This is a genomic window from Brachybacterium sp. AOP43-C2-M15, assembly GCF_052446295.1.
In the GTDB taxonomy this organism is placed as follows: Bacteria; Actinomycetota; Actinomycetes; order Actinomycetales; family Dermabacteraceae; genus Brachybacterium.
In genome coordinates this window covers 417,559-440,085 of sequence record NZ_JBQSWB010000001.1, presented here as the reverse complement: position 1 = coordinate 440,085, position 22,527 = coordinate 417,559, and the positions used below count along the sequence as shown (strand labels likewise).

Sequence of the window (22,527 nt, the reverse complement as noted above, 5' to 3'; positions counted from 1 at the left end):
GGCCATCATCAATCCTTTCGTCGACGCCCGTCGGCATCCCCGGCGAGCAATGTCTCGACCCTAGAACCTCGAGCGGGCTTGAGGGCAAACCGATCGGTCACACGCCGCCACGAGCGGACGGCAGTCGCGGCGCGGACGCCGGGACCTCCCGACCGGAACGGGGGCCCGGCCGACGCCGGACGCTCCCCGCCCCGTCCCGGCGCGTCACGCGCCGTCGTCCTCCTCGGCGAGATCCTCGGGGACGATCTCGAGACGGCGCGGCCCGGGGCCGCCCTCGGCCAGGGCGTCGTCCGGGTTCAGCAGCGCACAGGCCTTGAGGGACAGGCAGCCGCAGCCGATGCAGCCGGTGAGCTCGTGCTCGAGCCGTTCGATCGCGCGGCGCCGCTCCTCGAGCCGCTTCTTCCACCGGCGAGAGGCTCGCTGCCAGTCCGTGTGGGACGGCGTGCTCTCCATGGGGACCTCGCCGAAGGCCTCCTTGACGTCGGACAGCGGCATGCCCAGGCGCTTGGCGACGGAGATGAGCGAGACCCGGCGCAGCATGTGGCGGGGGTACCGTCGCTGGTTGCCCGTCGTGCGCACCGAGCCCACCAGACCGAGCTCCTCGTAGTAGCGCAGGGCGGAGGCCGCGACGCCCGTGCGCCGGCTCATCTCGCCGATCGTGAGCAGCTCCCCGGGCTCGTGCGCGACGTTCACGACTCCTCCTCAGCTCGACCTTGACCTCAAGGGCACTTGAGATCCTACGCTCCAAGGAGCCAGCTTCGGGAAGGACCTCTTTCGTGACCTATGTGATCGCCCTGCCGTGCGTGGACGTCAAGGACCGCGCCTGTGTGGACGAGTGCCCCGTGGACTGCATCTACGAGGGCGAGCGGATGCTCTACATCCAGCCCGACGAGTGCGTCGACTGCGGCGCCTGCGAGCCCGTCTGCCCCGTCGAGGCGATCTTCTACGAGGACGACACCCCCGACGAGTGGGCGGACTACTACAACGCCAACGTCGAGTTCTTCGACGAGATCGGCGCCCCGGGCGGCGCGGCGAAGACCGGCGTGATCCCGAAGGACCACCCGCTCATCGAGGCCCTGCCCCCGCAGGAGAACCCGCTGGAGTGAGCTCGCAGGATGCCCGACCGGAGGCTGCGGACGCGGGTCAGTCCCTCACGCCGAACGGCCACGGGGCGCCCTCGGGGACGAGCTCGAACCCCGGCCCGCGGATCTCCTGGCGGAACCCGCGGCACTCGGCCTCCAGCCGCTCCGCGAGCTCCGGTGCGACGGGCGGAGGATCCTCGAGGTGGTACTCGCCGTACGTCCCCTCCATCTCCTCGCCCCACGACGCGATCCGCGCCGTCAGATCTGCGGGCAGCAGCTCCTCGACCTCCGGCAGGTCATCGCCCTCCGTGTCGGACTACCAGTCCAGCAGCACCAGGTAGTCCCACAGGAAACGGAGGCGGCGCGGCATCTCCCGTCCGGCCCGTCCTGGCACGTTCATCCCGGCTCCTGGTCGTCGTCGAATCGGCTCGAGCTCGGTGCGGCGCAGCGTTCCTGCCCCTCACCGCGGAGCGCACTTTCCTCCCCGTGCGCCGCGAGCACCGCGCGCGCCTGCGCGAGCACCGCCTCCCGCACCTCCGTGGGTCCGAGCACCTGCGCGGTGCCCGGCAGCACCGCGAGCAGGTGCGGGACCCACGCCACGTCGCGCACGTGGGCGATCACCCGCGTGGCCCCTCCCTTCCCGGGCGAGAGCTCGAGCTCCTCATAGGGCAGCGCATCAGCGACCTCTGCGGCCGTGGCCGACACCTCGAGCTCCACCCGCTGCCGCCGCCGGCGCACGCCCTCGCGCAGGTGCTCGCCGCCCGCCCCGTCCGGCACCGACCGCGGGGCGAAGCACGCTCCGGTCGGAGCGATCGCCCGCAGGCCGTCCACCCGGAAGGTCCGCCAGTCGTCCCGCGTGCGGTCCCAGGCCAGCAGGTACCAGCGGGCGTAGCGGTGGACGAGCCGGTGCGGCTCGACCTCCCGCCGGGTGCGCTCCTCCCCCTCGCGCGCATGCTCGATGCGCACCGCGCGGTGGTCGTGGATCGCCTGGGCGAGCACGGAGAGGTCGTCGGCCCCGACGTCGGGGGCCGACGGGACACCGACCTCGAGCGCATCGTGGAGGGCAACGGCCCGGGGGCGGAGCCGGGGCGGGAGGAGCTGGACGAGCTTCGCGCGGGCCTGCTCCGCAGCCTCGGCGATGCTGTCGGGCCCGTCCGCGGCCCCGCCGGCTGATCCGTCGTCCGATCCAACGGCGCGGCGCGAGCCCGCCGCCACCATCGCGAGTCCCACCTGCATCGCGACCGCCTCGTCGTCGTCGAGCAGCAGCGGCGGCATCCTGGTGCCGGCGGCGAGCCGGTATCCGCCGCCGGGGCCGCGCCGCGATTCGATCCCGTAGCCGAGCCTGCGCAGGCGTTCCCCGTCCCGGCGCAGGGTCCGCTCGCTCACCCCGAGCCGGGCGGCGAGCTCCGGCCCCGTCAGCTCCCGTCCCGTCTGCAGCACGGCGAGCAGCTCCAGCGCACGCTCGGTCGTCTCCGTCATGGCGAGAGCGTAACCAGGATTCCGGACGATATCTGACCGGATCCCTCGCTACCGTCCTCGCCATGAGCACCCCGACGATCCACCTCCGCGGCGCCCGCACGCACAATCTCCGCGCTCTCGACGTCGACATCCCCCGCGGCCGCCTGGTGGTCGTGACCGGGCTGTCCGGCTCGGGGAAGTCCTCGCTGGTGTTCGACACGATCGCCGCGGAGGCCGGCTTCCAGCTGAACGAGACCTATCCGCCGTTCACGCGGAACCGTCTGCCGCGCTGGTCCCGGCCCGAGGTCGACGAGATCCACGGCATCTCCCCCGTCATCGTCATCGACCAGAGGCGCCTGGGCGGCTCGGCCCGCTCCACCGTGGGCACGGCGAGCGAGGCGTGGAACGCCCTGAGGCTGCTGTTCTCCCGTCTGTCGACCCCGCACGTCGGCGATTCCGGACGCTTCTCCTTCAACCTTCCCGGCGGCATGTGCCCCACCTGCTCGGGCCTCGGCGAGGTGGTCACCAGCGCAGTCGACCGCTTCCTGGACCTCGACCGCTCGCTCGCGGACGGGGCGATCCGCCTGCCCGGCTTCGGCAACGGGGGCTACTGGTACCGCCAGTACGCCGACATCGGCAGCTTCGACCCCGGCACCCCGCTGCGCGAGTGGACCGAGGACGAGCGGCAGGCGCTGCTGCACGGCCGGGAGGCCGCGGCGAGCCTGGGCACCCGACCTCCCGCGGACTACGAGGGGGTCGTCGACCGCTTCGAGCGGATATACCTGCACACCTCGGACGAGCTCTCCGAGCGCAAGGCCGCCACGATCCGCGACTTCACCCGTTCCGCGCCGTGCCCGGAGTGCGAGGGCGACCGCCTGGCCGCCCCCGCCCGCACCGCCCGCCTGGCGGGCCGCACGATCGGCGAGATGGCGCGCCTGGAGATCGCGGAGCTGGTCGAGGTCATCGCCGGGATCGACGAACCGGCCGTGGCGCCCGTGCGCGACGCCCTGGTGCGCCGTCTGCGGGCGATGTGCGACATCGGGCTCGGATACCTGCAGCTGGCGCGCACGACGACGACGCTCTCGGGCGGGGAGTCCCAGCGACTGAAGACCGTGAAGCATCTCGGCTCGAGCCTCGTGCAGATGCTGTACGTGATCGACGAGCCGACGATCGGGCTGCACCCGCAGGACGTCAGCGCGATGCTGCGCCTGCTCGAGGAGCTGCGCGACAAGGGCAACTCGGTGCTCGTGGTCGAGCACGACCCCGCCGTGATCGCCGCGGCCGACCACGTTCTCGAGATCGGTCCCGGCGCAGGCGCCGAGGGCGGGCGCCTGGTCTTCCAGGGCACGCCCGACGACCTGGCCGACGCCGACACCGCGACCGCGCGTGCGCTGCGACGACCCGTGCGCCCCGCCCGCACGCCCCGCACCCCGCGTGGCAGTCTGCCGGTGCGCGGGGCGCGTCGGAACACCCTGCAGGACCTGGACGTCGACATTCCCCTCGGCGTGCTCACCGCGCTCACCGGGGTGGCGGGCTCGGGCAAGTCGAGCCTCGCCGCCGAGCTGGTCGCGCAGCACGAAGCGGTGGTGGTCGACCAGCGGCCCGTCGCCGGGAACAGGCGCTCCACCCCGATCACCTACACCGGCATCGCCGCGTCGATCCGCACGCTGTTCGCGTCCCGGCACGGCGTGGCGACGGGGATGTTCAGCGCGAACTCGCGTGGCGGATGCCTGGTCTGCGAGGGGCTCGGAGTGCTCCGCACGGACCTCGCGTTCATGGACGGCCAGGAGACGGAGTGCGAGGGCTGCGGGGGCACGGGCTACGCACCCGAGGTGCTCGAGATGCGGCTGGAGGGGCTGAGCATCGCCGACGTCGAGGCGCTGACCATCGGCGAGGCCGTCGAGAGACTGCCGTCGGCCGCGGTCCGCAGGGGCCTGGCGGGTCTGGAGGCGGTGGGGCTCGGGTACCTGCGGCTCGGCCAGGCACTGTCGACGCTCTCGGGCGGCGAGAGCCAGCGGGTGAAGATCGCTCGCGAGCTGCGCTCCGCGGCGCCGGGCAGCCTCTACGTGCTCGACGAGCCGACGACCGGGCTGCACCTCGAGGACGTGGACACCCTCATGGGCGTGCTCGACCAGCTGCTCGAGGCCGGGCACACCGTGGTGGTGATCGAGCACGCCCTCGAGGTGATCCGCCGGGCCGACCACCTCGTCGACCTGGGGCCCGGCCCCGGGCGCCACGGCGGGCGGGTGCTGTACGAGGGGCCGGTCGCGGGGATCACGGGGACAGCGACCGCGGAGGCGCTCTCTGGATCGCGAACCCTCACATCTGTGTCACCTCGGGCGACACGCCGCTGACCTGCAGCATCCCTCGGGCCGTGGAGCATACCGTGGTGCCATGACCGCCCTTGACACCCGTGTGAGCCCCGCTGCGTCGGTCTCGCTGAGCATCGGCGAGCTCTCCGCCCGCACCGGCGTGAGCGTCCGCTCCCTGCGCTACTACGAGGAGCAGGAACTGCTGCGCCCGCTCCGCACCGCCGCCGGGCACCGGCGCTTCGATGCCGAGGCCGTGGACCGGGTGCTGCTGGTCCAGAGGCTGTTCGCCGCCGGGCTCAGCAGTCGCGAGATCGCCCCGGTGCTGCCCTGCCTGCTGGGTCGCGACAGCGGGGAACAGGGCCTCGAGGCCCTGCATGCGCACCGTGCCCGACTCGAGCAGGAGATCGCCCGCATGCGCGACACCGCGGAGATCCTCGACGAGGTGCTCGAGGAGCGTCGGGGGCGCTGAGTCGGAGCAGCGGAGTCGCAGCAGCGAAGTCGGGACCACCGCGCGACGTCCCCGCACGCTCTGCCGCCCCCACACGCACTGCCGTCACCGCACGCACTGCCGCCCCCACACGCACTGCCGTCACCGCACGCACTGCCGTCACCGCACGCACTGCCCCCTCGGCCCGCCCGTGCCGACCCCCGAGGGTGACCGCGCGGTCTGGTGCGCCCCTGTTCCAGGGAGGGAACAGGGGCGCACCAAAGTGGTGAGTGACGACCGTGGGGCACTCCGACAGTGCAGCGCTCCGACCGTGCAGCGCTCAGCGCATGTGGCGCTCGTAGGCCGGGGTGGTGAGGAAGGCCGGGAAGTCCTCCCCGAGCACCGCCTCCTTCAGCAGCTCCGCCGCCTCGGGGATCCTGCTCCCCTCCTCGGCGCCGAGCTCGGCGACCGTGCGGTCGATGAAGTACTCGACGCGCTCCCGGGTCACCGGCATGCCCTCGGCGGTGAGCATGCCCTGGGTGATCCACTGCCACAGCTGCGAGCGGGAGATCTCGGCGGTCGCCGCGTCCTCCATCAGGTGATCGATCGCGACCGCTCCCGAACCGCGCAGCCAGGCATCGAGGTAGCGCAGGGACACCCGGATGTTCTGGCGGATCCCGCCCGCGGTGATGGCCCCTCCTTCGACCCGCAGATCGAGCAGGTCCTCGGCGCTCACCGAGACGTCCTCCCGCAGCCGGTCGAGCTGGTTCGGCCGCTCCCCCATGACCGCGTCGAACTCGGCGCGGGCCGCGGGCACCAGATCAGGGTGCGCCACCCAGGTGCCGTCGAAGCCGTCGTCCGCCTCGCGGCGCTTGTCCTCGCCGACCAGCACCAGCGCCTGACGGGTCACGTCGGGGTCGTGCCGGTCGGGGATGAAGGCGCTCATCCCGCCGATCGCGTGGGCGCCGCGACGGTGGCAGGTCGAGACCAGCAGCTCGGTGTAGGCCCGCATGAACGGCACCGTCATGGTGAGCTGGGAGCGGTCGGGCAGCACCCGGCGCCGGCCGCGGTCGCGGAACATCTTGATGATCGAGAACAGGTAGTCCCAGCGACCGGCGTTGAGCCCCGCGCAGTGGTCGCGCAGCTCGTAGAGGATCTCCTCCATCTCGAACGCGGCGGGCAGGGTCTCGATCAGCACGGTGGCCCGGATGGTGCCGTGCTCGATGCCGAGACGCTGCTCGACCAGGGTGAACACCTCGTCCCACAGCCTCGCCTCCAGATGGGACTCGAGCTTGGGCAGGTACAGGTAGGGGCCGCTGCCGCGCTCGATCAGCTCCTGGGCGTTGTGGAAGAGGTACAGGCCGGCGTCCACCAGCGAGGCCGAGGCCCGGCAGGAGCGGCCGTCCTCTCGGGTGTAGCGCAGATGCTGCTCCGGCAGGTGCCAGCCGCGGGGCCGGAACACGATGGTCGCCGTCTCCTCGGCGAGGCGGTACTCCTTGCCCTGCGGGGAGACGAAGTCGATCTGCCGACGGATCGCGTCGTGCAGGGTGAGCTGTCCGCCGATCACGTTGGACCAGGTGGGGCTCAGCGCGTCCTCGTGGTCGGCCAGCCACACCGTCGCGCCGGAGTTCAGCGCGTTGATCGCCATCTTCGGATCGGTGGGTCCGGTGATCTCGACCCGACGGTCCTCGAGGCCCGGGCCGGCGCCGGCGACCTGCCAGCTGGGATTCTCCCGGATCGCGGCGGTGGTGGGGTCGAAGCCGAACATCGCACCGCCGGAGATCGCCTCGCGGCGCACGGAGCGCGCGGTCAGCAGCTGGGAGCGTCGCATCGCGAAGCGATCATGCAGCTCCGTGAGGAAGGAGAGGGCCTCGGGGGTGAGGATCTCCTCGAAGCGCGGCTCCATCGGTCCGGTCACCTCGATCCAGGAGCGTTGGGCGGAGGTCGGGCCGGGGGCGGGGGTCGAGCCGGAACGGCCGGGGCCGCCCTGCTCGGAGATCGGGCGTCGATGGTCGATGAGGGTCATGGTCCTGCTCCTTGGTGTGCGGGGGTGGATGGGCCCGTCGCGGAGGGGCGCGGGCCGTCGGTCCGTGGGTGGGGAGGTCGTCGTCGACGCCGGCGCTGCTCAGTGGAACTGCGCCGTCTCGGTGGAGCCGACGAGGGCGAGGGTGCTCGAGGTCGGGTTCAGGGCGGTCGCGACCCGGTCGAAGTACCCTGTGCCCACCTCGGCCTGGTGGCGATGGGCGGTGAAGCCGTGCTCGGCGGCGGCGAACTCCGCCTCCTGCAGCTCCACGTAGGCGCTCATCTGCCGCTCCTGGTAGCCGGAGGCGAGCTCGAACATCCCGTGGTTGAGCGAGTGGAAGCCGGCCAGGGTGATGAACTGGAAGGCGTAGCCCATCGCGGCCAGCTCCCGCTGGAAGGACGCGATCTGCTCGTCGTCCAGGTGGCGCTTCCAGTTGAAGCTCGGCGAGCAGTTGTAGGCGAGCTTTTGCTCGGGGAACTCGCGGTGGATCCGCTCGGCGAAGGTGCGGGCGAGCTCGAGGTCCGGCTCGGCGGACTCGACCCACAGCAGATCCGCGTACTCCGCGTAGGCCAGGCCCCGCGCGATCACCGGCTCGATCCCGGGGGTGACCTCGTAGAACCCCTCGGCGGTGCGCTCCCCGGTGAGGAAGGGCCCGTCCCGCTCGTCATGATCGCTGGTCAGCAGGGTCGCGGCGAGCGCGTCGGTGCGGGCGATGATGACGGTCGGGGCGCCCGCGACGTCCGCGGCGAGCCGGGCGGCGTTCAGGGTGCGCACGTGCTGGGAGGTGGGGACCAGGACCTTGCCGCCCATGTGACCGCACTTCTTCTCGCTGGCCAGCTGGTCCTCCCAGTGCACGCCCGCCGCACCGGCCTCGATCATGGAGAGCATCAGCTCGTAGGCGTTCAGCGGCCCGCCGAAGCCGGCCTCCGCGTCGGCGACGATAGGGGCCATCCACTCGCGGCTGGTGGTGCCGGTCTCGGCGAACTCGATCTGCGCGGAGCGCTGCAGGGCGTTGTTGATGCGGCGCACGACGGCGGGGACGGAGTTGACCGGGTAGAGCGACTGGTCCGGGTAGGTCTTGCCGGAGAGGTTCGCGTCGGCCGCGACCTGCCAGCCGGAGAGGTAGATGGCCTTCAGCCCGGCGCGGACCTGCTGGACGGCCTGGTTGCCGGTCAGCGCCCCGAGGGCGCGGACCCAGGAGTCCGGATCCGCGGTGTTCTCCTGGATCAGGTCCCACAGCGTCTCGGCGCCGCGGCGGGCGAGGGTCCGTTCCTCGCGGACCGGGCCGGTCAGGGCGAGGACGTCCTCCGCGGTGTGGTCGCGCCGCACGTTCCGCCAGCGGGGATCGATCTCCCAGTCGCGAGCGAGCTCCTCGGCGGTCATGCTCTGGTCTCCGGGGCGGGGGGTGGTGGGAGGGAAGGAGGTGGTCATCGTCGGCTCCTCGGGGTGTCGGTGCTGCGTCGGCTCCTTGTGCCGATCTCGATGAACTTCATCGAGTAGTCAAACTCTGGGTCGCCGCGACACCCCGCAGAACCCCTCGAATCGAAGAACTTCTGCACTATTTCTGCCGATCGGAACTTTCCTGTGTCAAGGTGGCCCCATGGCACAGAACGATGCGGTTCCCGCCGACGACTCCTACGACCCGCTGCTCATCGGGCAGCGCATCCGTGCGCGCCGGCAGCAGAGGGGACTGTCCCTGGCCGCGCTCGCGGCCGAGGTGGGTCGGGCGCCCTCGCAGCTCTCGGTGATCGAGAACGGCAAGCGCGAGCTGCGCCTGGGCGAGCTGTCCCGGATCGCACGCGCCCTCGAGGTGAGCGTCGACGACCTGCTCGCCCCCGAGGCGCCCTCCCGTCGGGCGGGCCTCGAGATCGCGCTCGAGAGGGCGCAGTCCGGGAGCCTCTACCGGAGCCTCGACCTCCCGGACCTCCCGGTGCGCAAGTCGCTCTCCGACGCCGCGATCGAGACGATCCTGGCACTGCACGAGGAGCTGCGCCGTCTGCACGAGGAGCGGGCCGCGACCCCGGAGGAGGCCCGGCGGGTGAACGGGCAGCTGCGCGAGGAGCAGTCGCAGGGCGGGAACTACTATCCCGAGCTCGAGGAGAGGGCGCGCGAGCTGCTCGAGCGGATCGGCCACCGGGGCGGGCCGCTGTCCCACTCCAAGGTGTCGCGGCTCGCCGCGGAGCTGGGGTTCTCGCTGCACTCGGTGCCGGACCTGCCGCACTCCACCCGGTCGATCACGGACTCCGAGCATCGACGGATCTACCTTCCGCTGGGCCGCGCCACCTCCGACCCCCGCTCCACGGTGCTGCAGGCGATCGCGGCGCACGTGCTGGGCAAGGAGGAGCCCACGGACTACGGTGACCTGTTGCGCCAGCGGGTGGAGACGAACTACCTGGCCTGCGCGCTGCTGCTGCCCGAGCGTGGGGCGCTGGACCTGCTGCAGGGGGCGAAGGCGCGACGGGAGCTCTCGGTCGAGGACCTGCGGGACGAGTTCGCGGTGAGCTACGAGACGGCCGCGCACCGCTTCACGAACCTCGCCACCCACCACCTGGGGATCCCGGTGCACTTCCTCAAGGTGCACTCCTCGGGCACGATCCTCAAGGCGTACCAGAACGATGCGGTGCGCTTCCCCACCGATGCGCTCGGCGCCGTGGAGGGGCAGCGGGTGTGCCGGTGGTGGAGCGCGCGGCGGGTGTTCCGCAGCGAGGATCGGATGGGCCAGTACTGCCAGTACACGGACAAGCCGGGCGGCACCTACTGGTGCACCTCGCACATCGAATCGGGGCCGGGCGGGGAGTTCTCGATCTCGGTGGGCACGGCCTACCAGCACACGAAGTGGTTCCGCGGCCGGGAGACGACCGTGCGACACACCTCCACCTGCCCGGATCCCGCCTGCTGCCGAGAGCCCGCGCCGGAGCTCGTGGACCGCTGGGAGGGCTCGGTCTGGCCGGTCGCCCGGCTGCACGCCTCGCTGCTGGCGGCGATGCCGACGGGCACCTTCACCGGGGTGGACCGGGTGGCGATGCTCGAGTTCCTCGAGCGGCACGCACCGGAGGCCGACGGGTGATCAGCGCCCCTGCCCTCGCAGGTCAGGGGGCTCCGGGCGAGGCAGCTCTCGGCGGCCGACGCACCCGCCCCACCACGGTGTCGATCAGCACGAAGGCGGCGAGGCTCGCCCCCATCAGCGGGAGCATCAGCCCGATCCCGAGCGCGGCGAGCAGCACCAGGAGAACTCCCCACCAGGGCGCCCGGCGCAGCGCGCCGCGCTGCGGGGCCCTGCCCGGCCCGCGTCCGCCCCGGGTGGGGCGGCGCTGCCACCACATCAGATAGCCCCAGAGGATCATCGCGACCAGCGTCGAGGCGATCACGAACAGCACGATCTGGTTGACCAGGCCGAACATCGACCCCATGTGCAGGTCGATCCCCCAGCGGGTGAGCTTCGCGGCGAGGTCCTGGTCGGCGAAGTCGGAGCGGTCGACGACCTCGAGAGAGGCGCCGTCCACGGCCACGGCATCGACCTCCGTGGGGTAGCTGCGCTGGATCTCCTGGACCACCCAGGCGGAGTCCTCGTCGGCCGGCGGGAGGATCTCGACCAGGCCGGTGTCGATGTTGACGGCCTGCCCGGCGGCCAGGACGTCGTCGATCGCGGAGGGATCGACGCGTTCTCCGGAGGCCGTGCCCGCCGGGCCGCCGGACCCGCCGTGGGCGCCGTGCCCGTCCGCACCCTCGTCCTCGTCGTCCCCCGCCGACCCGGCGGCGTGCGCCGCATGCTCGCCGTGCCCGTCGGCCGATGCCTCGCCCCCGGCGGCGGCGTCGTCCCCGGCCGCGTCCCCGCCCCCGGCCGCGTCCTCCCCCTCCTCGGCGGGCAGCTGGGCGCTGACGGCCTGGGTGGTGAAGCCGAACGCCTCACGGATCGTGCCGATGTTCGCGCCGCCGTACTGGGACCAGGTGATCCCGGTGGCGGCGAGGAACAGAGCACCCAGCAGCACCCAGACCCCGGCCGAGGAGTGCAGGGACAGGGTGCGTCGGTAGCCGCGCGCCCGCAGGTCCGGTCGCAGCAGGGCCCTCTTGTCCTTCGTCCGGCGGGAGCGGCGGGCGCGCCGGATCCACAGGCCGAGCCCGGCCACGGCGATCACGCCGAGCCAGGAGGCGGAGAGCTCGCTGTAGAGGCGGCCGGTCTCCCCGAGGTGCAGGTTCCGGTGCAGCTGGTCGATCCAGCCGCGCAGCGGCAGCGCGCCGCTGGTGCCGTACACGGTGAGGTCCCCGCGCACCTCGGCGGTCGCCGGGTCCAGGAAGATCCCGCGGCTCTCGCCCTCGACGAGGGTCTCGTCGGCATACATCACGCGCGTGGTGTCCCCGGGCTCCGGTGCCGGCCGCACGGCGACCAGCTGCGCGTCCTCGCCGACGTGCTGCTGCGCCGCCTCGACCTGCGCGGCCAGCGGCAGCGGGGTCTCCTGGGACGGGGCGTTCAGGGCCTCGGCGTACACGACCTTCTCGAGCTGCGGGCTGAGGGCGTAGAGCGCCCCGCTGGCGGCGGAGACGAGCAGGAACGGGCCGATCAGGATCGCGGCGTAGAAGTGCAGGCGCAGCAGCAGCGGGCCGAGCCAGCCCTGGGTGGTGCGGGAGGGGGGTCATGGCAGTGCCTCAGTTCTCGACGAGTCGTGCGAAGACCACGGTGTTGTCCAGGTGGTGGCCGTCCTCGTCGAGGTCGCCGGCGCAGGTGATCAGACGCAGCTCGGGACCGTCGGTGCGGCCGTAGACGGCGACCGTCGGGAACTCGTCCTTGGGGTAGCGGGCCGCGTCGTACACCTCGAAGGTGGCGACGGTGCCGTCCTCGCGATCGACCTCGATCCGGTCGCCGGTCTCGAGCCCTCCGAGCTCGAAGAAGACCGAGGGGTCGCCGCGCCAGGTCACATGGCCCTCGATGACGGAGGGGCCGTCCTCGCCGGGCGTCGGGGAGCCGTCGAACCAGGCCGGCAGGTCCGCCTGCTCGCCGCTCGGGGCGAGCAGCTCCCCGGACTCGCCGAGGCCGATGGGGAAGACCGTCTCGTCGACGCCGATCCGTGCGATGCGCAGCGCCGTCGGTTCGGAGGCCGGGAGCGCCGCGGCGACGGGATCGGCGGGCTCGTCGGATCCCTCGGGATCGGCGGACTCCGACGTGTCCGAGGAACCGCCCGCGGAATCGCCCGCAGAGCCCTCCGAGGGGTCCTCCGCCTCGGTGCTCGGGACGGCCGACGGCTCGGCGCCTCCCTCGTCGGAGGCCCCGCCCGCCGAGCGCGGCGCGGGCTCCGGGGGAGCGCCGACCTGGCTGGTCAGCGCGAAGACCAGGAGCGCCGCGCCGAGCAGGGCGAGGACCGCCAGGACGGCGACCGCGCCTCGGCGGCCGCCGTCCCGGCGGGGAGTGCCCTGTGAGCTCATCTCAGACCTGAGTGCTCTCGGTGCTGCGACGACGCAGTGCGAAGGCACCCGCGGCCGCCGCGGTCAGCAGACCGCCACCGGCGAGCATCGCACCGGACTGCTCGATCCCGGCAGTGGTGCCGGAACCGGTCTCGGCGCCGCCCTCGGGCCAGGCGCCCATCTGGGAGACGTCGAGGGTTCCGCAGGCCGCCGGATCGGTGGCCTCGGAGGGCAGCTCCGGGTCGAGATCGGAGACGACGTCGCCGTCGTACTCGCCGCTGCCGTTGTGGTCGACACCGTGGATGACGATCACGCCCTTGCCGTCGACGATGTCGGCGGCGACCTCGTCGCTGACCTCGATGGTCCGCTCGTAGGGGTCGTCACCGACCGGGAACCGGTCCACGGCGAGGCCGCTGTCCGGGCTGGTGTCGCCCTCGGTGGTCAGCGAGGTGGCGATGTCGCCGTAGTCGTGGTGGGCGTCGGAGACCTGGATGGCTCCGTCCTCGCCGCTGCCCTCCATGTCCGGATCGGGGCACTGGTTCTCCCCGCCGATGTGGATGTGCTGGGCATGGGGGGACCCGGCGAGCAGGCCCGTGTTCTCCATCTTCACGGTCACCTCGTTGCCCTCCACGGTGACCCAGGCAGTGCCCGAGGCGCCGGAGTCGTTGAGCTCCGTGAGGTGGGCTTCGAGGGTGGTCGCGTCGTGTCCGCCGCCGTGGCCCTCGGCGAGTGCGGCACCGGAGGCACCGAACATGCCGAGCACGGCCGTGGCCGCGAAGAGCGGGAGCAGTCGCTTCGTCGTCGTGCGCATCATGACTCCTTCGTCGGACGCCGGACGACCCTGCGGTCGTCGTGGGCGGCGTTCCATGACGTGGTTCGGAGCCGAGAGGCGATCGGATTGGAGGCCTTCCGCGGCGCCCCCGAGGAGCGCAGGGTCGAGCGCCCCGACGAGCGCCCCCGCGGGACGTCAGCCGCCGAGGAGCGGGACGGTGCACCCCGGCGGCCGACGACTCACCAGGACAGCTCGCGCCGGGGCCGGACGTGGATATCGGTGAGCTGGACGTCGTCGCTCGCGGTGATGGCCATGACCACGGCCTTCGCGACGGACTCGGGCCGGATCAGCGCGGCACGGTCGACGTCCCCGCCGAACATCGGGGTGTCGGTGGGGCCGGGGTAGACGGTGCTGACCCGCACCCCGTTCTCCTCCTCCTCGACGCGCAGCCCGTTGGCGAGCGCCCGCAGCGCGTGCTTGCTCGCGGCATAGGGGGTGTTGCGCGGACGGGCCGCGGTCCCGGCGCCGGAGTTCACGAACACGATCGTGCCGCGCGCACTGCGCAGGGCGGGCAGGGCGCGGCGGGCGAGCGCCGCGCCGGCGGTGACGTTGAGGGCGAGGACCCGCTCCCAGTCCTCCTCGGAGGTGTCCTCGACGCTCGTGGAGGGGGAGATCCCGGCGGCGTGGACGAGGGCGTCCACCTGCTCGGGGACGAGGCCGTCGAGATCGTCCGTGACCAGGTCCGCGCGGCGGGGCGTGATCCGCTCCGAGCTCGCGGCGAGCTCGTCGAGGGCCTCCTGGTCGCGGCCGATCGCGATCACGCGCCACCCGAGGTCGGCGAGCTGCCGGGCGACCTCCCGTCCGATCCCGCTGGTGGCGCCGGTGACGACGGCGGTGGTGGTGGGCTGCGTGCTGTCCTGGGTGCCGGTCTGGGTGGAGATGTTCATGGCCCCCAGTCTGCCCCCGCCCTGCGGCCCGGGCTACGGGCGCACGACCCCGTGGACGAGCAGCACCGCGAGCGCGCCGTAGACCGTCCCCGCGGCGCCGTCGAGGGCGAGGCGCACCCGGGGGCGGCGGAGCACCGCGTCGCGGAACAGCCCGGCCGCGCTGCCGATCGCGAGATCGGCGACCAGGCCCGTGAGCTGCAGCAGCAGGCCCAGCATGAGGATCTGCGCGAAAGGGCTGGCGTCGGCCGTGCCCAGGAACTGGGGCAGGAAGGCGACGAAGAACAGCGCGATCTTCGGGTTGGTGATGTTGACGACGAAGCCGCGGCGGAAGACGTTCTGCACCACCGCACCCTCCGCGATGGCCGCCCCGGCATGGCGGAACGTGCTGATCGCGAGCACGGCGAGGTAGGCGGCGCCCGCGAGGCGGATCGCGTCCAGCGCGGCGGGCAGCTGGGACAGGGCGACGCCGAGACCCGTCGCCGCCACGAGCACCCAGATGGTCATCGCCGTGGTCACGCCGAACGCGCCGCGGACCGCGGCCCGCCTGCCCTGGTTGATGCCGGTGGCGATCATGAACGCCATGTCCGGTCCGGGGGTCACGAGGATGACCGTGACGGCCAGCAGGAATGCGGGCAGGACGGACACGTCGAGCACTTCTCACCACCATGATCTCTCTGCCGGAGATGCCCCCGGAAACACGCCCTCACCTGGGCCAGGAGAGACGGTAGAGGGAGAGGACGCGGTGCCGCAATCGCCGAGGTGCCGGCAGATCGCGACTTTCCCCAGCACTCTGCCGGGCGGCAGTACGCTGACTGCGTGCTCGACGACCTGGACCACCGACTCATCGCTCTCCTGCGCACCGACAGCCGCACCCCGGTGGCGGTGCTGGCGCGGGAGCTGGGCATCAATCGCTCGACCGTCTCCTCGCGCATCGACCGCCTCGTGGACACCGGGGTGATCGAGGGGTTCACGATCCGGGGCAGCAGCGACCTCGACCAGGACGCCGTGCGCGGCGTGACGCTGGTGGCGACCGAGACCCGTCTCAACCACGACGTGGTCCGGGAGATCCGCGGCTATCCGGAGATCGAGCAGCTCCACTCCACCACCGGCACCTGGGACCTCGTGGTCCAGCTGCGCTGCCGGAACCTCGGCGAGTTCGACCTCGTGCTCGAGCGCATCCGTGCCATCCCCGGAGTGCGCTCCACCCAGACGAACCTGCTGTTCAGCTCCCTGCGGACCGCATAGACGGCTGCTGTCGACCTCCTGCCGGGGACGACGAAGCCCTTCCCGGAAGGCTCCCGGGAAGGGCTTCGTGACACCTGCTGGTGGAGACTAGGGGGGTCGAACCCCTGACCTGAAGCTTGCAAAGCTACCGCTCTACCAACTGAGCTAAGTCCCCGTATTCGATTGTGGCGAGGGTCAGGCGCGGGGTGCGGGAGCGGGCTGGGCCTGCTTCTCGGCGGCCTCGTCCTGCTCTGCGGAGACGCGCTCGGCCTCGGTCCACAGATCGTTGCGGATGCGGTCCGATTCGACCTTCCGCCAGGTGAGGATCCCGGCGACGGACGTCCCGATCAGGACGACTGCTGCGGTGATGAACTTCTTCATGAGTTCCTCCGATCCTCGAAGTGGGCCTAGCTGGACTTGAACCAGCGACCTCTGTCTTATCAGGACAGCGCTCTAACCGACTGAGCTATAGGCCCGAGGGGCGCTGATCTCCGGAGCGTACCGGTGTCAGCCACCGACGCACTACTGTACGGCCCCCGCGCCGCCGCGTCCAACCCGGCTTCGAGGTTGTTCCGGAGGTCACAGCACTTCCGGCACCTCGCACCAATCCACCGCCGCTCCCGCTCCGAACACCTTACGAGACGTCCCTCCCGGGCCGTCCGGTGCTCGGCCCCGCCGATCGCCCCAGCAGCATCACGAAGGAGATCGTCATGACCACTCGCACGATGCTTCCCAGACTCGGCGCCCTGGCGGCCATGGTCGCCCTGATGGGCGCCTGTTCCGGCGGGATGAGCGAGGACCCGACCACCGCGGAGGGCGGGGATCCTCCCGCCGCCGAGGAGACGGAGGCCTCGGACGGCGGCGGCATGGGCATGGACCCTGCCGCGAACCTTGTCGGCGCCGGCTGCGCCGACTACGCGGAGATGGTGCCCGAGGGCGACGGCTCCGTGGAGGGCATGGCCCAGGACCCGCTCAGCGTCGCCGCCTCGAACAATCCGCTGCTCACGACGCTGACCTCGGCCGTCTCCGGCGAGCTGAACCCGGAGGTCGACCTGGTCGACACCCTCGACGGCGACGAGTTCACGGTGTTCGCCCCGGTGGACGACGCCTTCGGCGCGATCCCCGAGGACGACCTGAACGCTCTCGCCGAGGACTCCGAGGGCCTCACCGAGGTGCTGACCTACCACGTGGTCCCCGGGCAGCTCTCCCCCGAGGAGGTCGCCGGCACCCACGCCACGGTCCAGGGCGAGGAGGTCGAGGTCACCGGCGAGGGCGATGAGCTGATGGTCGACGGCGCCGCCGTGATCTGCGGTGGTGTGACGACGCAGAACGCGACCGTCTACCTGGTCGATACCGTTCTGATGCCTCCGTCGATGGCGGAGCAGGGCTGAGCGGAGCACACTGCACTGACGCCTCGTGCGGGCGTCCGGTGACCACCGGGTCGCCGCCGCCCGCCCGAGAAGCCCCGAAGGAGCATGCATGAGCCCCGACCCCTCCGCGGAGGATCCGGTGCCCGAGCGCACCGGGTCTCCCGACCCTCCCGCGCTCCGCGCCCAGGAGCAGCCGTCGGCCACGCCGGCGGAGCTGCTGCGCGCTGTCGCCCTCGGCGACGAGGAGGCGTTCTCGCGGCTGTACGACGAGGTCTCCCCGCTGCTGTTCTCCCTCGTCCGGCGTGTGGTGCGGGACGTGGAGATGAGCGAGGAGGTGCTGCAGGAGGTGTTCGTGGAGATCTGGCGCCGGGCCACCCGCTTCGACCCCGACCGCGGCTCCGCCCACGGCTGGATCTGCACCATCGCCCACCGCCGCGCGGTGGACACGGTGCGATCGAGCGAGGCGGCCCGGCGCCGGGACTCCGAGGAAGGGATGCTGAGACTCGAGGAGCAGGTCGTGGACGTCCAGGAGGAGGGGATCATGAGGGTGGAGACGCGCAGGGTGGAGACGGCGATGCGGGCATTGACCGCGCTGCAGGCCGACGCGATCCGCCTGGCCTACTTCGGCGGGTACAGCCATCGCGAGGTGGCGGCCCTGCTCGACATCCCCGTCGGGACGGCGAAGACTCGTATCCGCGACGGCATGATCGTGCTGCGGGACAGATTGGGGGTGACCTCGTGAACGAGCAGAAGCACACCTCGACCGGAGCCTGGGCCCTGAACGCCCTGGACGCCGAGGAGCGCGAGCAGGTGGCGCGGTACCTCGCCGAGGACCCCGAGGCCGCCGCGGAGGCGCGCTCCTTCGAGGAGACCGCCGGCGAGCTCGCCGGCAGCCTGCCGCCGCTGTCCCCGCGCCCCGCGCTGAAGTCCGCGGTGATGGCACGCATCGGCACCACCCGCCAGCTCTCCCCGCTCCCCGAGCACGAGGACGCCCCCGCCGAGACAGGCGCGGACGCCGCACCCGGGGCAGCTCCCGGGGCCGCGTCGACGGCGTCCCCCACGACGGCACCGGAGGCGTCCTCCGCGACCACCGCCCCGCCCTCGCCCCCCGCCCCGACGGAGCAGGTGGTCTCCCTGGACCGCTACCGGGCGAGCGTCCGTCGCCATCGCTGGACCGCCGTCGCGGCCGCTGCGCTGCTGCTCACCACGATCGCGGGCGTCGGCCTGTGGGGCGGTGAGCGGTCCGCGCAGCGCGAGATGCAGGAGACCCTCGCCGCGATGGAGTCGGAGCAGGCGACGGCGCAGCAGGAGCGCGAGATGCTCTCGAGCATCCTCGCCTCCGACGATGCGTCCCATCTCTCGGTCCCGGTCCCGGACGGCGGCTCCCTGCAGCTGATGTTCTCCCGCGATCAGGAAGCGATGATCGTGCAGCCCGCAGGGCTTCCCGAGCTCCCGGACGGCCGCGACTACCAGCTGTGGATGATCGACGAGGCCGGCCCGCACAGCGCCGGCGTGCTCGAGACCGTCGACGCCCCGGTGCTGCACGAGGGCGAGATCCCGGACGGGGCGAGCATCGGCCTGAGCGTCGAACCGGCCGGCGGCTCCTCGGAGCCCACCACCGTGATCGCGGTCGGGGAGGTGTGATGTCCGCGCCGCGGGGTCCCGTCCCCAGGAGGCTCGCGGCCCTGGTCGGGGTCGTGGCCGGGGTCGTGCTGCTCGCGGTCGCCGAGGTCGCCTCGCTGGCCTTCAGCTCCTCCTCCGCGCCGTTCGTGGCGGTCGGCGGAGGGTTCGTGGACATCGTCCCGCCGGCGGTGAAGGACCTGGTGATCGGGCTGTTCGGCACCTGGGACAAGGTGGTGCTGCTCGGCTCCATGATCGCGGTGTACGTGGTGCTCACGGCGCTGATCGGGCGTCTCGCGGCCACCCGTGGGCACCTGGCGGCCGCGGCGCTCGCGGGGCTCGGCCTGTTCGCGATGCTCCTCGTGCTCACCCGTGCCCAGAACACGGCGCTCGACGTCGTCCCCACCCTGCTCGGCACGCTGGTCGCGGTGCCGACGCTGCTGCTCCTGCGGCGCACGGTCCGCGTCCCCGCGGCCGCGGCGCACGGAGACGGGGCGCAGGACCGGAGCGCCGCCTGGCTGCGCCGCCGCTCCCTGGTGGGCGTCGGCGCCGTCGGGCTGCTCGCGGTCCTCGCCGCCGCCGGCGCCCGCGGGGTGAGCGCCGGGCGGGAGCGGGCGCGGCGGCTCGCGCAGTACGTGCTGCCCGCCCCGCGCACCGCCGCGGACCCGATCCCGGAGGACGCCCAGATCTCCCTGGAGGGCATGCCGCCCTTCGTCACCCCGAACGAGGACTTCTACCGGATCGACACCGCCCTGGCGGTGCCCCGTGTGGACCCCGCCACCTGGGAGCTGAGGATCCACGGTCTCGTGGACCGGGAGCTCGTGCTCGACTTCGAGGAGCTGCTCGCGGAACCCATGATCGAGGCGCACGTGACTCTGACCTGCGTCTCCAATGCCGTCGGCGGGGACCTCGCGGGGAACGCGACCTGGCTGGGCGTGCCCGTGCGCACCCTGCTCGAGAGGGCAGGGGTGCACGAGGGGGCGGACATGGTGCTCTCCCGCTCGATCGACGGGTTCACCGCCTCCACCCCGCTCGAGGTGCTCACCGATCAGCGGGACTCGCTGATCGCCGTGGGCATGAACGGGGAGCCGCTGCCCGCCGCTCACGGCTACCCGGTGCGGATGGTGGTGCCGGGGCTGTACGGCTACGTCTCGGCGACCAAGTGGCTGACCGAGCTGACGGTGACCCGCTTCGCGGACGACCTCGCCTACTGGAGCACCCGCGGCTGGTCGGAGCGCGGTCCCATCAAGATCGCCTCCCGCGTGGACGTGCCCCGCTCCTTCGCAGACCTCACGCCGGACGCCGAGGGCGCCGTCGTCCTCGGCGGGACCGCCTGGGCGCAGCAGCGCGGCATCGCAGAGGTCGAGGTGAGGATCGACGACGGCGACTGGCGGCCGGCGCGGCTGGGCGCCGAGGTCTCCGACGACACCTGGACGCAGTGGTCCCTGCGGTGGGAGGACGCCGTGCCCGGAGACCACTCGGTCTCGGTGCGGGCCACCGACGGCGAGGGCGAGGTGCAGACCGAGGAGCGGGCGGACCCGGTCCCGAACGGTGCCAGCGGCTGGCACACGGTGCAGTTCACCGTCGTCTGAGATGCATCGTCGGCTCCGGGGCACCGCCGCGGGGGCGCGGGCCCGGGGGCAGGAGCTCGGGGGCAGGAGCTCAGCGGCGCGGCAGACCGTCCTCGGTGACCAGGCCGTGGGCGCGGGCGAGCTCGAGCAGCGCGTCGGGGTCCTCGGCGAGCCGGGCGCAGATCTCCGCGGCGTCGCCGATCAGGCGCTCGTCCCCGGTGAGGGCGGTGAGCTCGTCGAACAGCTCCTGCTGGCGGTGGCGCAGCGGGATCGGCCGCCGATCGGCGAGCACTCCCCATCGCGAGGCGTAGACGTCGAAGTGCGCGGGCTGCTCCCCGGTGGCGAGGCTGAGGGGGAACTCCGCGGCGGCGAGCCGCACCCGGTCGTAGTTCGGCTCGGTCTCGTCGACCACCGCCAGCTGCTCGGCGTCGAACCAGGTGGCGACCAGCTCCATCCGCTCCCCCTGCGCGCGGTACGGGGCGGCGGGCACGTAGCCGGGCGCAGCGGCCCGGGGCACATGGCCGACGGCGAGATGGTGCACGGTGCAGCGCACGAAGGGCGTGGCCCGCGGGACCCGGCCCCCGGAGCGGCGGTACTTGCGGGCGATGGTCTGCGGGGTCTGGTTGGAGCCGACGGCGACGACGAGGGTCCGCTCGGCCAGCGGCGCGGCGCCCTCGGCGGCGAGGGCCTGCTCGATCGCCGCGCGGTCCACGAGCGGCGCCTCGAGCTGCTCGGCGGGCGCGTCGACACCGCCGACGGGGTCCAGGTCCACCACGCCCTCCTCGAGCAGCAGCGCCGAGCGCACGGCGGGTCCCACCCAGGGATAGTCCTGCGGCACCGCTGCGGCGGCGGTGTCGGGGCACGGCGCGGGGGCGAAGGGCATCGAGGACGGATCGCCGGCAGGAGAAGCGGCGGCGGGAGAAGCGGCGGCGGACGTCGGGGCGGGCATCCTTCGACCATAGCGAGCCGCCGCCGCGCGCCCCAGGCTCCCGCGACCACGCTCACGCCTCGCCCGGACCGTGACCCCGCGCAGGGGCCTACCCTAGAGGCCTACCCTGGGGTCATGAGCGAGCAGCGCGCGATCGATGCCCTGGAGGCCTCGGGCCTGGACTTCGAGATCACCCGTCACGGCCGGGTGGGCTCGCTCGAGGAGGCGGCCGCGGCCCGCGGCGTCGAGCCCCGCGACATCATCAAGACGCTCGTGGTGCGCCGCGGGGAGGGCGACTTCCTGTTCGTGCTGGTCCCGGGTGACCGGGAGATCTCCTGGCCCCGGCTGCGGGCCCTGCTGGGCGTGAACAGGCTGTCGATGCCGGACAAGGAGGTCGCCCGGGACGTGACCGGCTACGAGCGCGGCACCATCACCCCCTTCGGCGCCACCACCGCCTGGCCGGTGATCGCCGACGCGGACCTCGTCGACGAGCCCGGCCGCCGGATCTCGCTCGGCGCAGGCGCCCACGGCGTCGCCGTGACCGTCCCCGCACGGGCGGCGCTGGACCACCTGGACGCCCAGGTCGCCGACATCAGCGAGCGCCGAGCCGCCTGATCCCGCCCTGCCCGCCTCCACGGCCCTGCCGGCGCTGCACACCGGGGCCCTACGACAGAGGTATCCCCCGATTCCGACGCGCTCGCGCTGCGAAGAGCGCTCGGAGGGTCCGGCGCGGGAGAGCGCGGCCCGCGCAGGCGGGCACCGACGACGACGCCGCCGGGCCCCGGTGGGGCGCGGCGGCGTCGGCAGAGATCCCCCGCGAGGGCGAGGACCTCGAGGTCACTCGTCGGTGAAGGTCATCTTCAGTCCGCCCAGCAGCGCCGCCACCAGGTTGTACAGGAAGGCCCCCAGGGTGCCGAGCGCCGTGATGATCACGACGTTCACCACCGCGACGATGGTGCCGTAGCTGGTCATCTTCGAGAAGCTGAAGAACTCCATGAACGGCAGCGCGTTGCCGCCGTTGAGGTCGCGCCCCAGCTGGTCGATCTGGTCCCACAGGCCGATCGCCTCGACCAGGTTCCACAGCAGCACCACCGCGACCACGGTCGCGATGCCGATGGCGATGGCGGCGAGGAAGGACAGCTTCATCACCGAGAACGGGTCGAGCCGCGCGAGGGTGAGGCGCACGCGGCGCGGGCCACGACGCTCCTTCTCGGCCGGGTTCGCCGACCCCGGGGTCTTCTTGGGGCTGCGGCTCGCTCCCTTGGCGGCCGAGCCCTTGCCGGTGCCCATCGACGCCTCGGACGGCGAGGAGGTCTCCTCGAACGACGGCAGCGTGGAGGTGGACTCGGCCGGCTGGGTCGACGTGGAGGCGGTCCTGGAGTCACTGGTGCTCACG

Annotated in this window: 23 protein-coding genes and 2 tRNA genes; 10 read left to right on the top strand and 15 right to left on the bottom strand. The window is 72.6% G+C overall.

Annotated elements, in window-relative coordinates:
- Positions 1–204: 204 nt before the first annotated feature.
- Positions 205–648 (bottom strand): redox-sensitive transcriptional activator SoxR, encoded by a 444-nt coding sequence (gene soxR, locus ACT3SP_RS02000; protein ID WP_444585562.1) that lies wholly within the window; start codon positions 646–648, stop codon positions 205–207.
- 128 nt (positions 649–776) lie between these two features.
- Here soxR and fdxA point away from each other — a divergent pair, with 128 nt between their 5' ends.
- Entirely contained in the window at positions 777–1,106 is a 330-nt protein-coding gene (gene fdxA / locus ACT3SP_RS01995; protein WP_444585553.1) for a ferredoxin, read from the top strand.
- A 37-nt stretch (positions 1,107–1,143) separates the two neighbouring features.
- On the opposite strand, the gene ACT3SP_RS01990 is transcribed toward fdxA, so the two are convergent.
- Together ACT3SP_RS01990 and ACT3SP_RS01985 are read right to left on the bottom strand one after the other, a co-directional pair.
- Positions 1,144–1,311, bottom strand: a complete 168-nt coding sequence (locus tag ACT3SP_RS01990; protein WP_444585552.1) for a hypothetical protein — start codon at positions 1,309–1,311, stop codon at positions 1,144–1,146.
- 167 nt (positions 1,312–1,478) lie between these two features.
- A complete protein-coding gene (locus ACT3SP_RS01985) occupies positions 1,479–2,561 on the bottom strand; it encodes a helix-turn-helix transcriptional regulator (RefSeq protein ID WP_444585551.1) in 1,083 nt (360 codons plus the stop codon).
- Positions 2,562–2,623: 62 nt separating this feature from the next.
- Here ACT3SP_RS01985 and ACT3SP_RS01980 point away from each other — a divergent pair, with 62 nt between their 5' ends.
- Positions 2,624–4,894 carry an ATP-binding cassette domain-containing protein gene (locus tag ACT3SP_RS01980; RefSeq protein ID WP_444585550.1) on the top strand — a complete coding sequence of 757 codons (2,271 nt, stop codon included), beginning with the start codon at positions 2,624–2,626 and terminating at the stop codon, positions 4,892–4,894.
- 40 nt (positions 4,895–4,934) lie between these two features.
- Positions 4,935–5,321 (top strand): MerR family transcriptional regulator, encoded by a 387-nt coding sequence (locus ACT3SP_RS01975; protein WP_444585549.1) that lies wholly within the window; start codon positions 4,935–4,937, stop codon positions 5,319–5,321.
- A 298-nt stretch (positions 5,322–5,619) separates the two neighbouring features.
- Here the strand turns inward: ACT3SP_RS01975 and aceB are convergent, their stop codons facing one another.
- Both aceB and aceA read right to left on the bottom strand, forming a co-directional pair.
- Complete coding sequence (gene aceB / locus ACT3SP_RS01970) at positions 5,620–7,185, bottom strand: malate synthase A (RefSeq protein WP_444585561.1); 1,566 nt, start codon at positions 7,183–7,185, stop codon at positions 5,620–5,622.
- Positions 7,186–7,404: 219 nt separating this feature from the next.
- The gene (gene aceA / locus ACT3SP_RS01965) at positions 7,405–8,733 is read right to left on the bottom strand and encodes an isocitrate lyase (RefSeq protein ID WP_444585548.1); all 1,329 of its coding nucleotides are present in this window, start codon (positions 8,731–8,733) and stop codon (positions 7,405–7,407) included.
- A gap of 169 nt (positions 8,734–8,902) precedes the next feature.
- Here aceA and ACT3SP_RS01960 point away from each other — a divergent pair, with 169 nt between their 5' ends.
- On the top strand, positions 8,903–10,369 hold the full coding sequence (locus ACT3SP_RS01960; RefSeq protein WP_444585547.1) for a helix-turn-helix domain-containing protein: 1,467 nt from the start codon (positions 8,903–8,905) through the stop codon (positions 10,367–10,369).
- 22 nt (positions 10,370–10,391) lie between these two features.
- Here the strand turns inward: ACT3SP_RS01960 and ACT3SP_RS01955 are convergent, their stop codons facing one another.
- From ACT3SP_RS01955 to ACT3SP_RS01935, 5 genes are all read right to left on the bottom strand, one after another.
- On the bottom strand, positions 10,392–11,885 hold the full coding sequence (locus ACT3SP_RS01955) for a PepSY-associated TM helix domain-containing protein (RefSeq protein ID WP_444585560.1): 1,494 nt from the start codon (positions 11,883–11,885) through the stop codon (positions 10,392–10,394).
- Between the two features lie 61 nt (positions 11,886–11,946).
- The gene (locus tag ACT3SP_RS01950; protein ID WP_444585546.1) at positions 11,947–12,720 is read right to left on the bottom strand and encodes a class F sortase; all 774 of its coding nucleotides are present in this window, start codon (positions 12,718–12,720) and stop codon (positions 11,947–11,949) included.
- 1 nt (position 12,721) lies between these two features.
- Positions 12,722–13,510: a hypothetical protein gene (locus ACT3SP_RS01945; protein ID WP_444585545.1), complete on the bottom strand. Its 789-nt coding sequence runs from the start codon at positions 13,508–13,510 to the stop codon at positions 12,722–12,724.
- Between the two features lie 200 nt (positions 13,511–13,710).
- A complete protein-coding gene (locus ACT3SP_RS01940) occupies positions 13,711–14,418 on the bottom strand; it encodes an SDR family oxidoreductase (protein ID WP_444585544.1) in 708 nt (235 codons plus the stop codon).
- 33 nt (positions 14,419–14,451) lie between these two features.
- Positions 14,452–15,063 (bottom strand): LysE family translocator, encoded by a 612-nt coding sequence (locus tag ACT3SP_RS01935; protein WP_444585543.1) that lies wholly within the window; start codon positions 15,061–15,063, stop codon positions 14,452–14,454.
- Positions 15,064–15,234: 171 nt separating this feature from the next.
- Here ACT3SP_RS01935 and ACT3SP_RS01930 point away from each other — a divergent pair, with 171 nt between their 5' ends.
- Positions 15,235–15,663, top strand: a complete 429-nt coding sequence (locus tag ACT3SP_RS01930; protein WP_444585542.1) for an Lrp/AsnC family transcriptional regulator — start codon at positions 15,235–15,237, stop codon at positions 15,661–15,663.
- Positions 15,664–15,741: 78 nt separating this feature from the next.
- Here ACT3SP_RS01930 and ACT3SP_RS01925 read toward each other — a convergent pair.
- The 3 genes from ACT3SP_RS01925 to ACT3SP_RS01915 all read right to left on the bottom strand — a co-directional run bounded on the left by ACT3SP_RS01925 (position 15,742) and on the right by ACT3SP_RS01915 (position 16,118).
- A tRNA-Ala gene (locus ACT3SP_RS01925) sits at positions 15,742–15,817 on the bottom strand.
- Positions 15,818–15,837: 20 nt separating this feature from the next.
- On the bottom strand, positions 15,838–16,023 hold the full coding sequence (locus tag ACT3SP_RS01920; RefSeq protein WP_444585541.1) for a DLW-39 family protein: 186 nt from the start codon (positions 16,021–16,023) through the stop codon (positions 15,838–15,840).
- Between the two features lie 21 nt (positions 16,024–16,044).
- A tRNA-Ile gene (locus ACT3SP_RS01915) sits at positions 16,045–16,118 on the bottom strand.
- 234 nt (positions 16,119–16,352) lie between these two features.
- On the opposite strand from ACT3SP_RS01915, the gene ACT3SP_RS01910 reads away from it, so the two are divergent.
- From ACT3SP_RS01910 to ACT3SP_RS01895, 4 genes are all read left to right on the top strand, one after another.
- Positions 16,353–17,033 (top strand): fasciclin domain-containing protein, encoded by a 681-nt coding sequence (locus tag ACT3SP_RS01910; protein ID WP_444585540.1) that lies wholly within the window; start codon positions 16,353–16,355, stop codon positions 17,031–17,033.
- A gap of 88 nt (positions 17,034–17,121) precedes the next feature.
- Complete coding sequence (gene sigK, locus ACT3SP_RS01905; RefSeq protein ID WP_444585539.1) at positions 17,122–17,754, top strand: ECF RNA polymerase sigma factor SigK; 633 nt, start codon at positions 17,122–17,124, stop codon at positions 17,752–17,754.
- The gene (locus ACT3SP_RS01900; protein ID WP_444585538.1) at positions 17,751–18,656 is read left to right on the top strand and encodes an anti-sigma factor domain-containing protein; all 906 of its coding nucleotides are present in this window, start codon (positions 17,751–17,753) and stop codon (positions 18,654–18,656) included. Before sigK ends, ACT3SP_RS01900 begins: the two co-directional genes overlap by 4 nt.
- Entirely contained in the window at positions 18,656–20,224 is a 1,569-nt protein-coding gene (locus tag ACT3SP_RS01895; RefSeq protein ID WP_444585537.1) for a molybdopterin-dependent oxidoreductase, read from the top strand. The genes ACT3SP_RS01900 and ACT3SP_RS01895 overlap by 1 nt, the downstream gene beginning before the upstream one ends.
- A gap of 70 nt (positions 20,225–20,294) precedes the next feature.
- Here the strand turns inward: ACT3SP_RS01895 and ACT3SP_RS01890 are convergent, their stop codons facing one another.
- On the bottom strand, positions 20,295–21,152 hold the full coding sequence (locus tag ACT3SP_RS01890; protein WP_444585536.1) for a hypothetical protein: 858 nt from the start codon (positions 21,150–21,152) through the stop codon (positions 20,295–20,297).
- 114 nt (positions 21,153–21,266) lie between these two features.
- On the opposite strand from ACT3SP_RS01890, the gene ACT3SP_RS01885 reads away from it, so the two are divergent.
- Entirely contained in the window at positions 21,267–21,746 is a 480-nt protein-coding gene (locus ACT3SP_RS01885) for an aminoacyl-tRNA deacylase (RefSeq protein WP_444585535.1), read from the top strand.
- A 222-nt stretch (positions 21,747–21,968) separates the two neighbouring features.
- On the opposite strand, the gene ACT3SP_RS01880 is transcribed toward ACT3SP_RS01885, so the two are convergent.
- Positions 21,969–22,526 (bottom strand): DUF3566 domain-containing protein, encoded by a 558-nt coding sequence (locus ACT3SP_RS01880; protein ID WP_444585534.1) that lies wholly within the window; start codon positions 22,524–22,526, stop codon positions 21,969–21,971.
- Position 22,527 lies beyond the last annotated feature (1 nt).

What these genes read in the sequence shown, in the direction of transcription:
- soxR (WP_444585562.1), bottom strand. Translation starts at nt 648, where the DNA reads ATGAGCCGGCGCACGGGCGTCGCGGCCTCCGCCCTGCGCTACTACGAG.
- ACT3SP_RS01990 (WP_444585552.1), bottom strand. Translation starts at nt 1,311, where the DNA reads ATGGAGGGGACGTACGGCGAGTACCACCTCGAGGATCCTCCGCCCGTC.
- ACT3SP_RS01985 (WP_444585551.1), bottom strand. Translation starts at nt 2,561, where the DNA reads ATGACGGAGACGACCGAGCGTGCGCTGGAGCTGCTCGCCGTGCTGCAG.
- ACT3SP_RS01980 (WP_444585550.1), top strand. Translation starts at nt 2,624, where the DNA reads ATGAGCACCCCGACGATCCACCTCCGCGGCGCCCGCACGCACAATCTC.
- ACT3SP_RS01975 (WP_444585549.1), top strand. Translation starts at nt 4,935, where the DNA reads ATGACCGCCCTTGACACCCGTGTGAGCCCCGCTGCGTCGGTCTCGCTG.
- aceB (WP_444585561.1), bottom strand. Translation starts at nt 7,185, where the DNA reads ATGGAGCCGCGCTTCGAGGAGATCCTCACCCCCGAGGCCCTCTCCTTC.
- aceA (WP_444585548.1), bottom strand. Translation starts at nt 8,733, where the DNA reads ATGACCACCTCCTTCCCTCCCACCACCCCCCGCCCCGGAGACCAGAGC.
- ACT3SP_RS01960 (WP_444585547.1), top strand. Translation starts at nt 8,903, where the DNA reads ATGGCACAGAACGATGCGGTTCCCGCCGACGACTCCTACGACCCGCTG.
- ACT3SP_RS01950 (WP_444585546.1), bottom strand. Translation starts at nt 12,720, where the DNA reads ATGAGCTCACAGGGCACTCCCCGCCGGGACGGCGGCCGCCGAGGCGCG.
- ACT3SP_RS01945 (WP_444585545.1), bottom strand. Translation starts at nt 13,510, where the DNA reads ATGCGCACGACGACGAAGCGACTGCTCCCGCTCTTCGCGGCCACGGCC.
- ACT3SP_RS01940 (WP_444585544.1), bottom strand. Translation starts at nt 14,418, where the DNA reads ATGAACATCTCCACCCAGACCGGCACCCAGGACAGCACGCAGCCCACC.
- ACT3SP_RS01920 (WP_444585541.1), bottom strand. Translation starts at nt 16,023, where the DNA reads ATGAAGAAGTTCATCACCGCAGCAGTCGTCCTGATCGGGACGTCCGTC.
- ACT3SP_RS01910 (WP_444585540.1), top strand. Translation starts at nt 16,353, where the DNA reads ATGACCACTCGCACGATGCTTCCCAGACTCGGCGCCCTGGCGGCCATG.
- sigK (WP_444585539.1), top strand. Translation starts at nt 17,122, where the DNA reads ATGAGCCCCGACCCCTCCGCGGAGGATCCGGTGCCCGAGCGCACCGGG.
- ACT3SP_RS01895 (WP_444585537.1), top strand. Translation starts at nt 18,656, where the DNA reads ATGTCCGCGCCGCGGGGTCCCGTCCCCAGGAGGCTCGCGGCCCTGGTC.
- ACT3SP_RS01890 (WP_444585536.1), bottom strand. Translation starts at nt 21,152, where the DNA reads ATGCCCGCCCCGACGTCCGCCGCCGCTTCTCCCGCCGCCGCTTCTCCT.
- ACT3SP_RS01885 (WP_444585535.1), top strand. Translation starts at nt 21,267, where the DNA reads ATGAGCGAGCAGCGCGCGATCGATGCCCTGGAGGCCTCGGGCCTGGAC.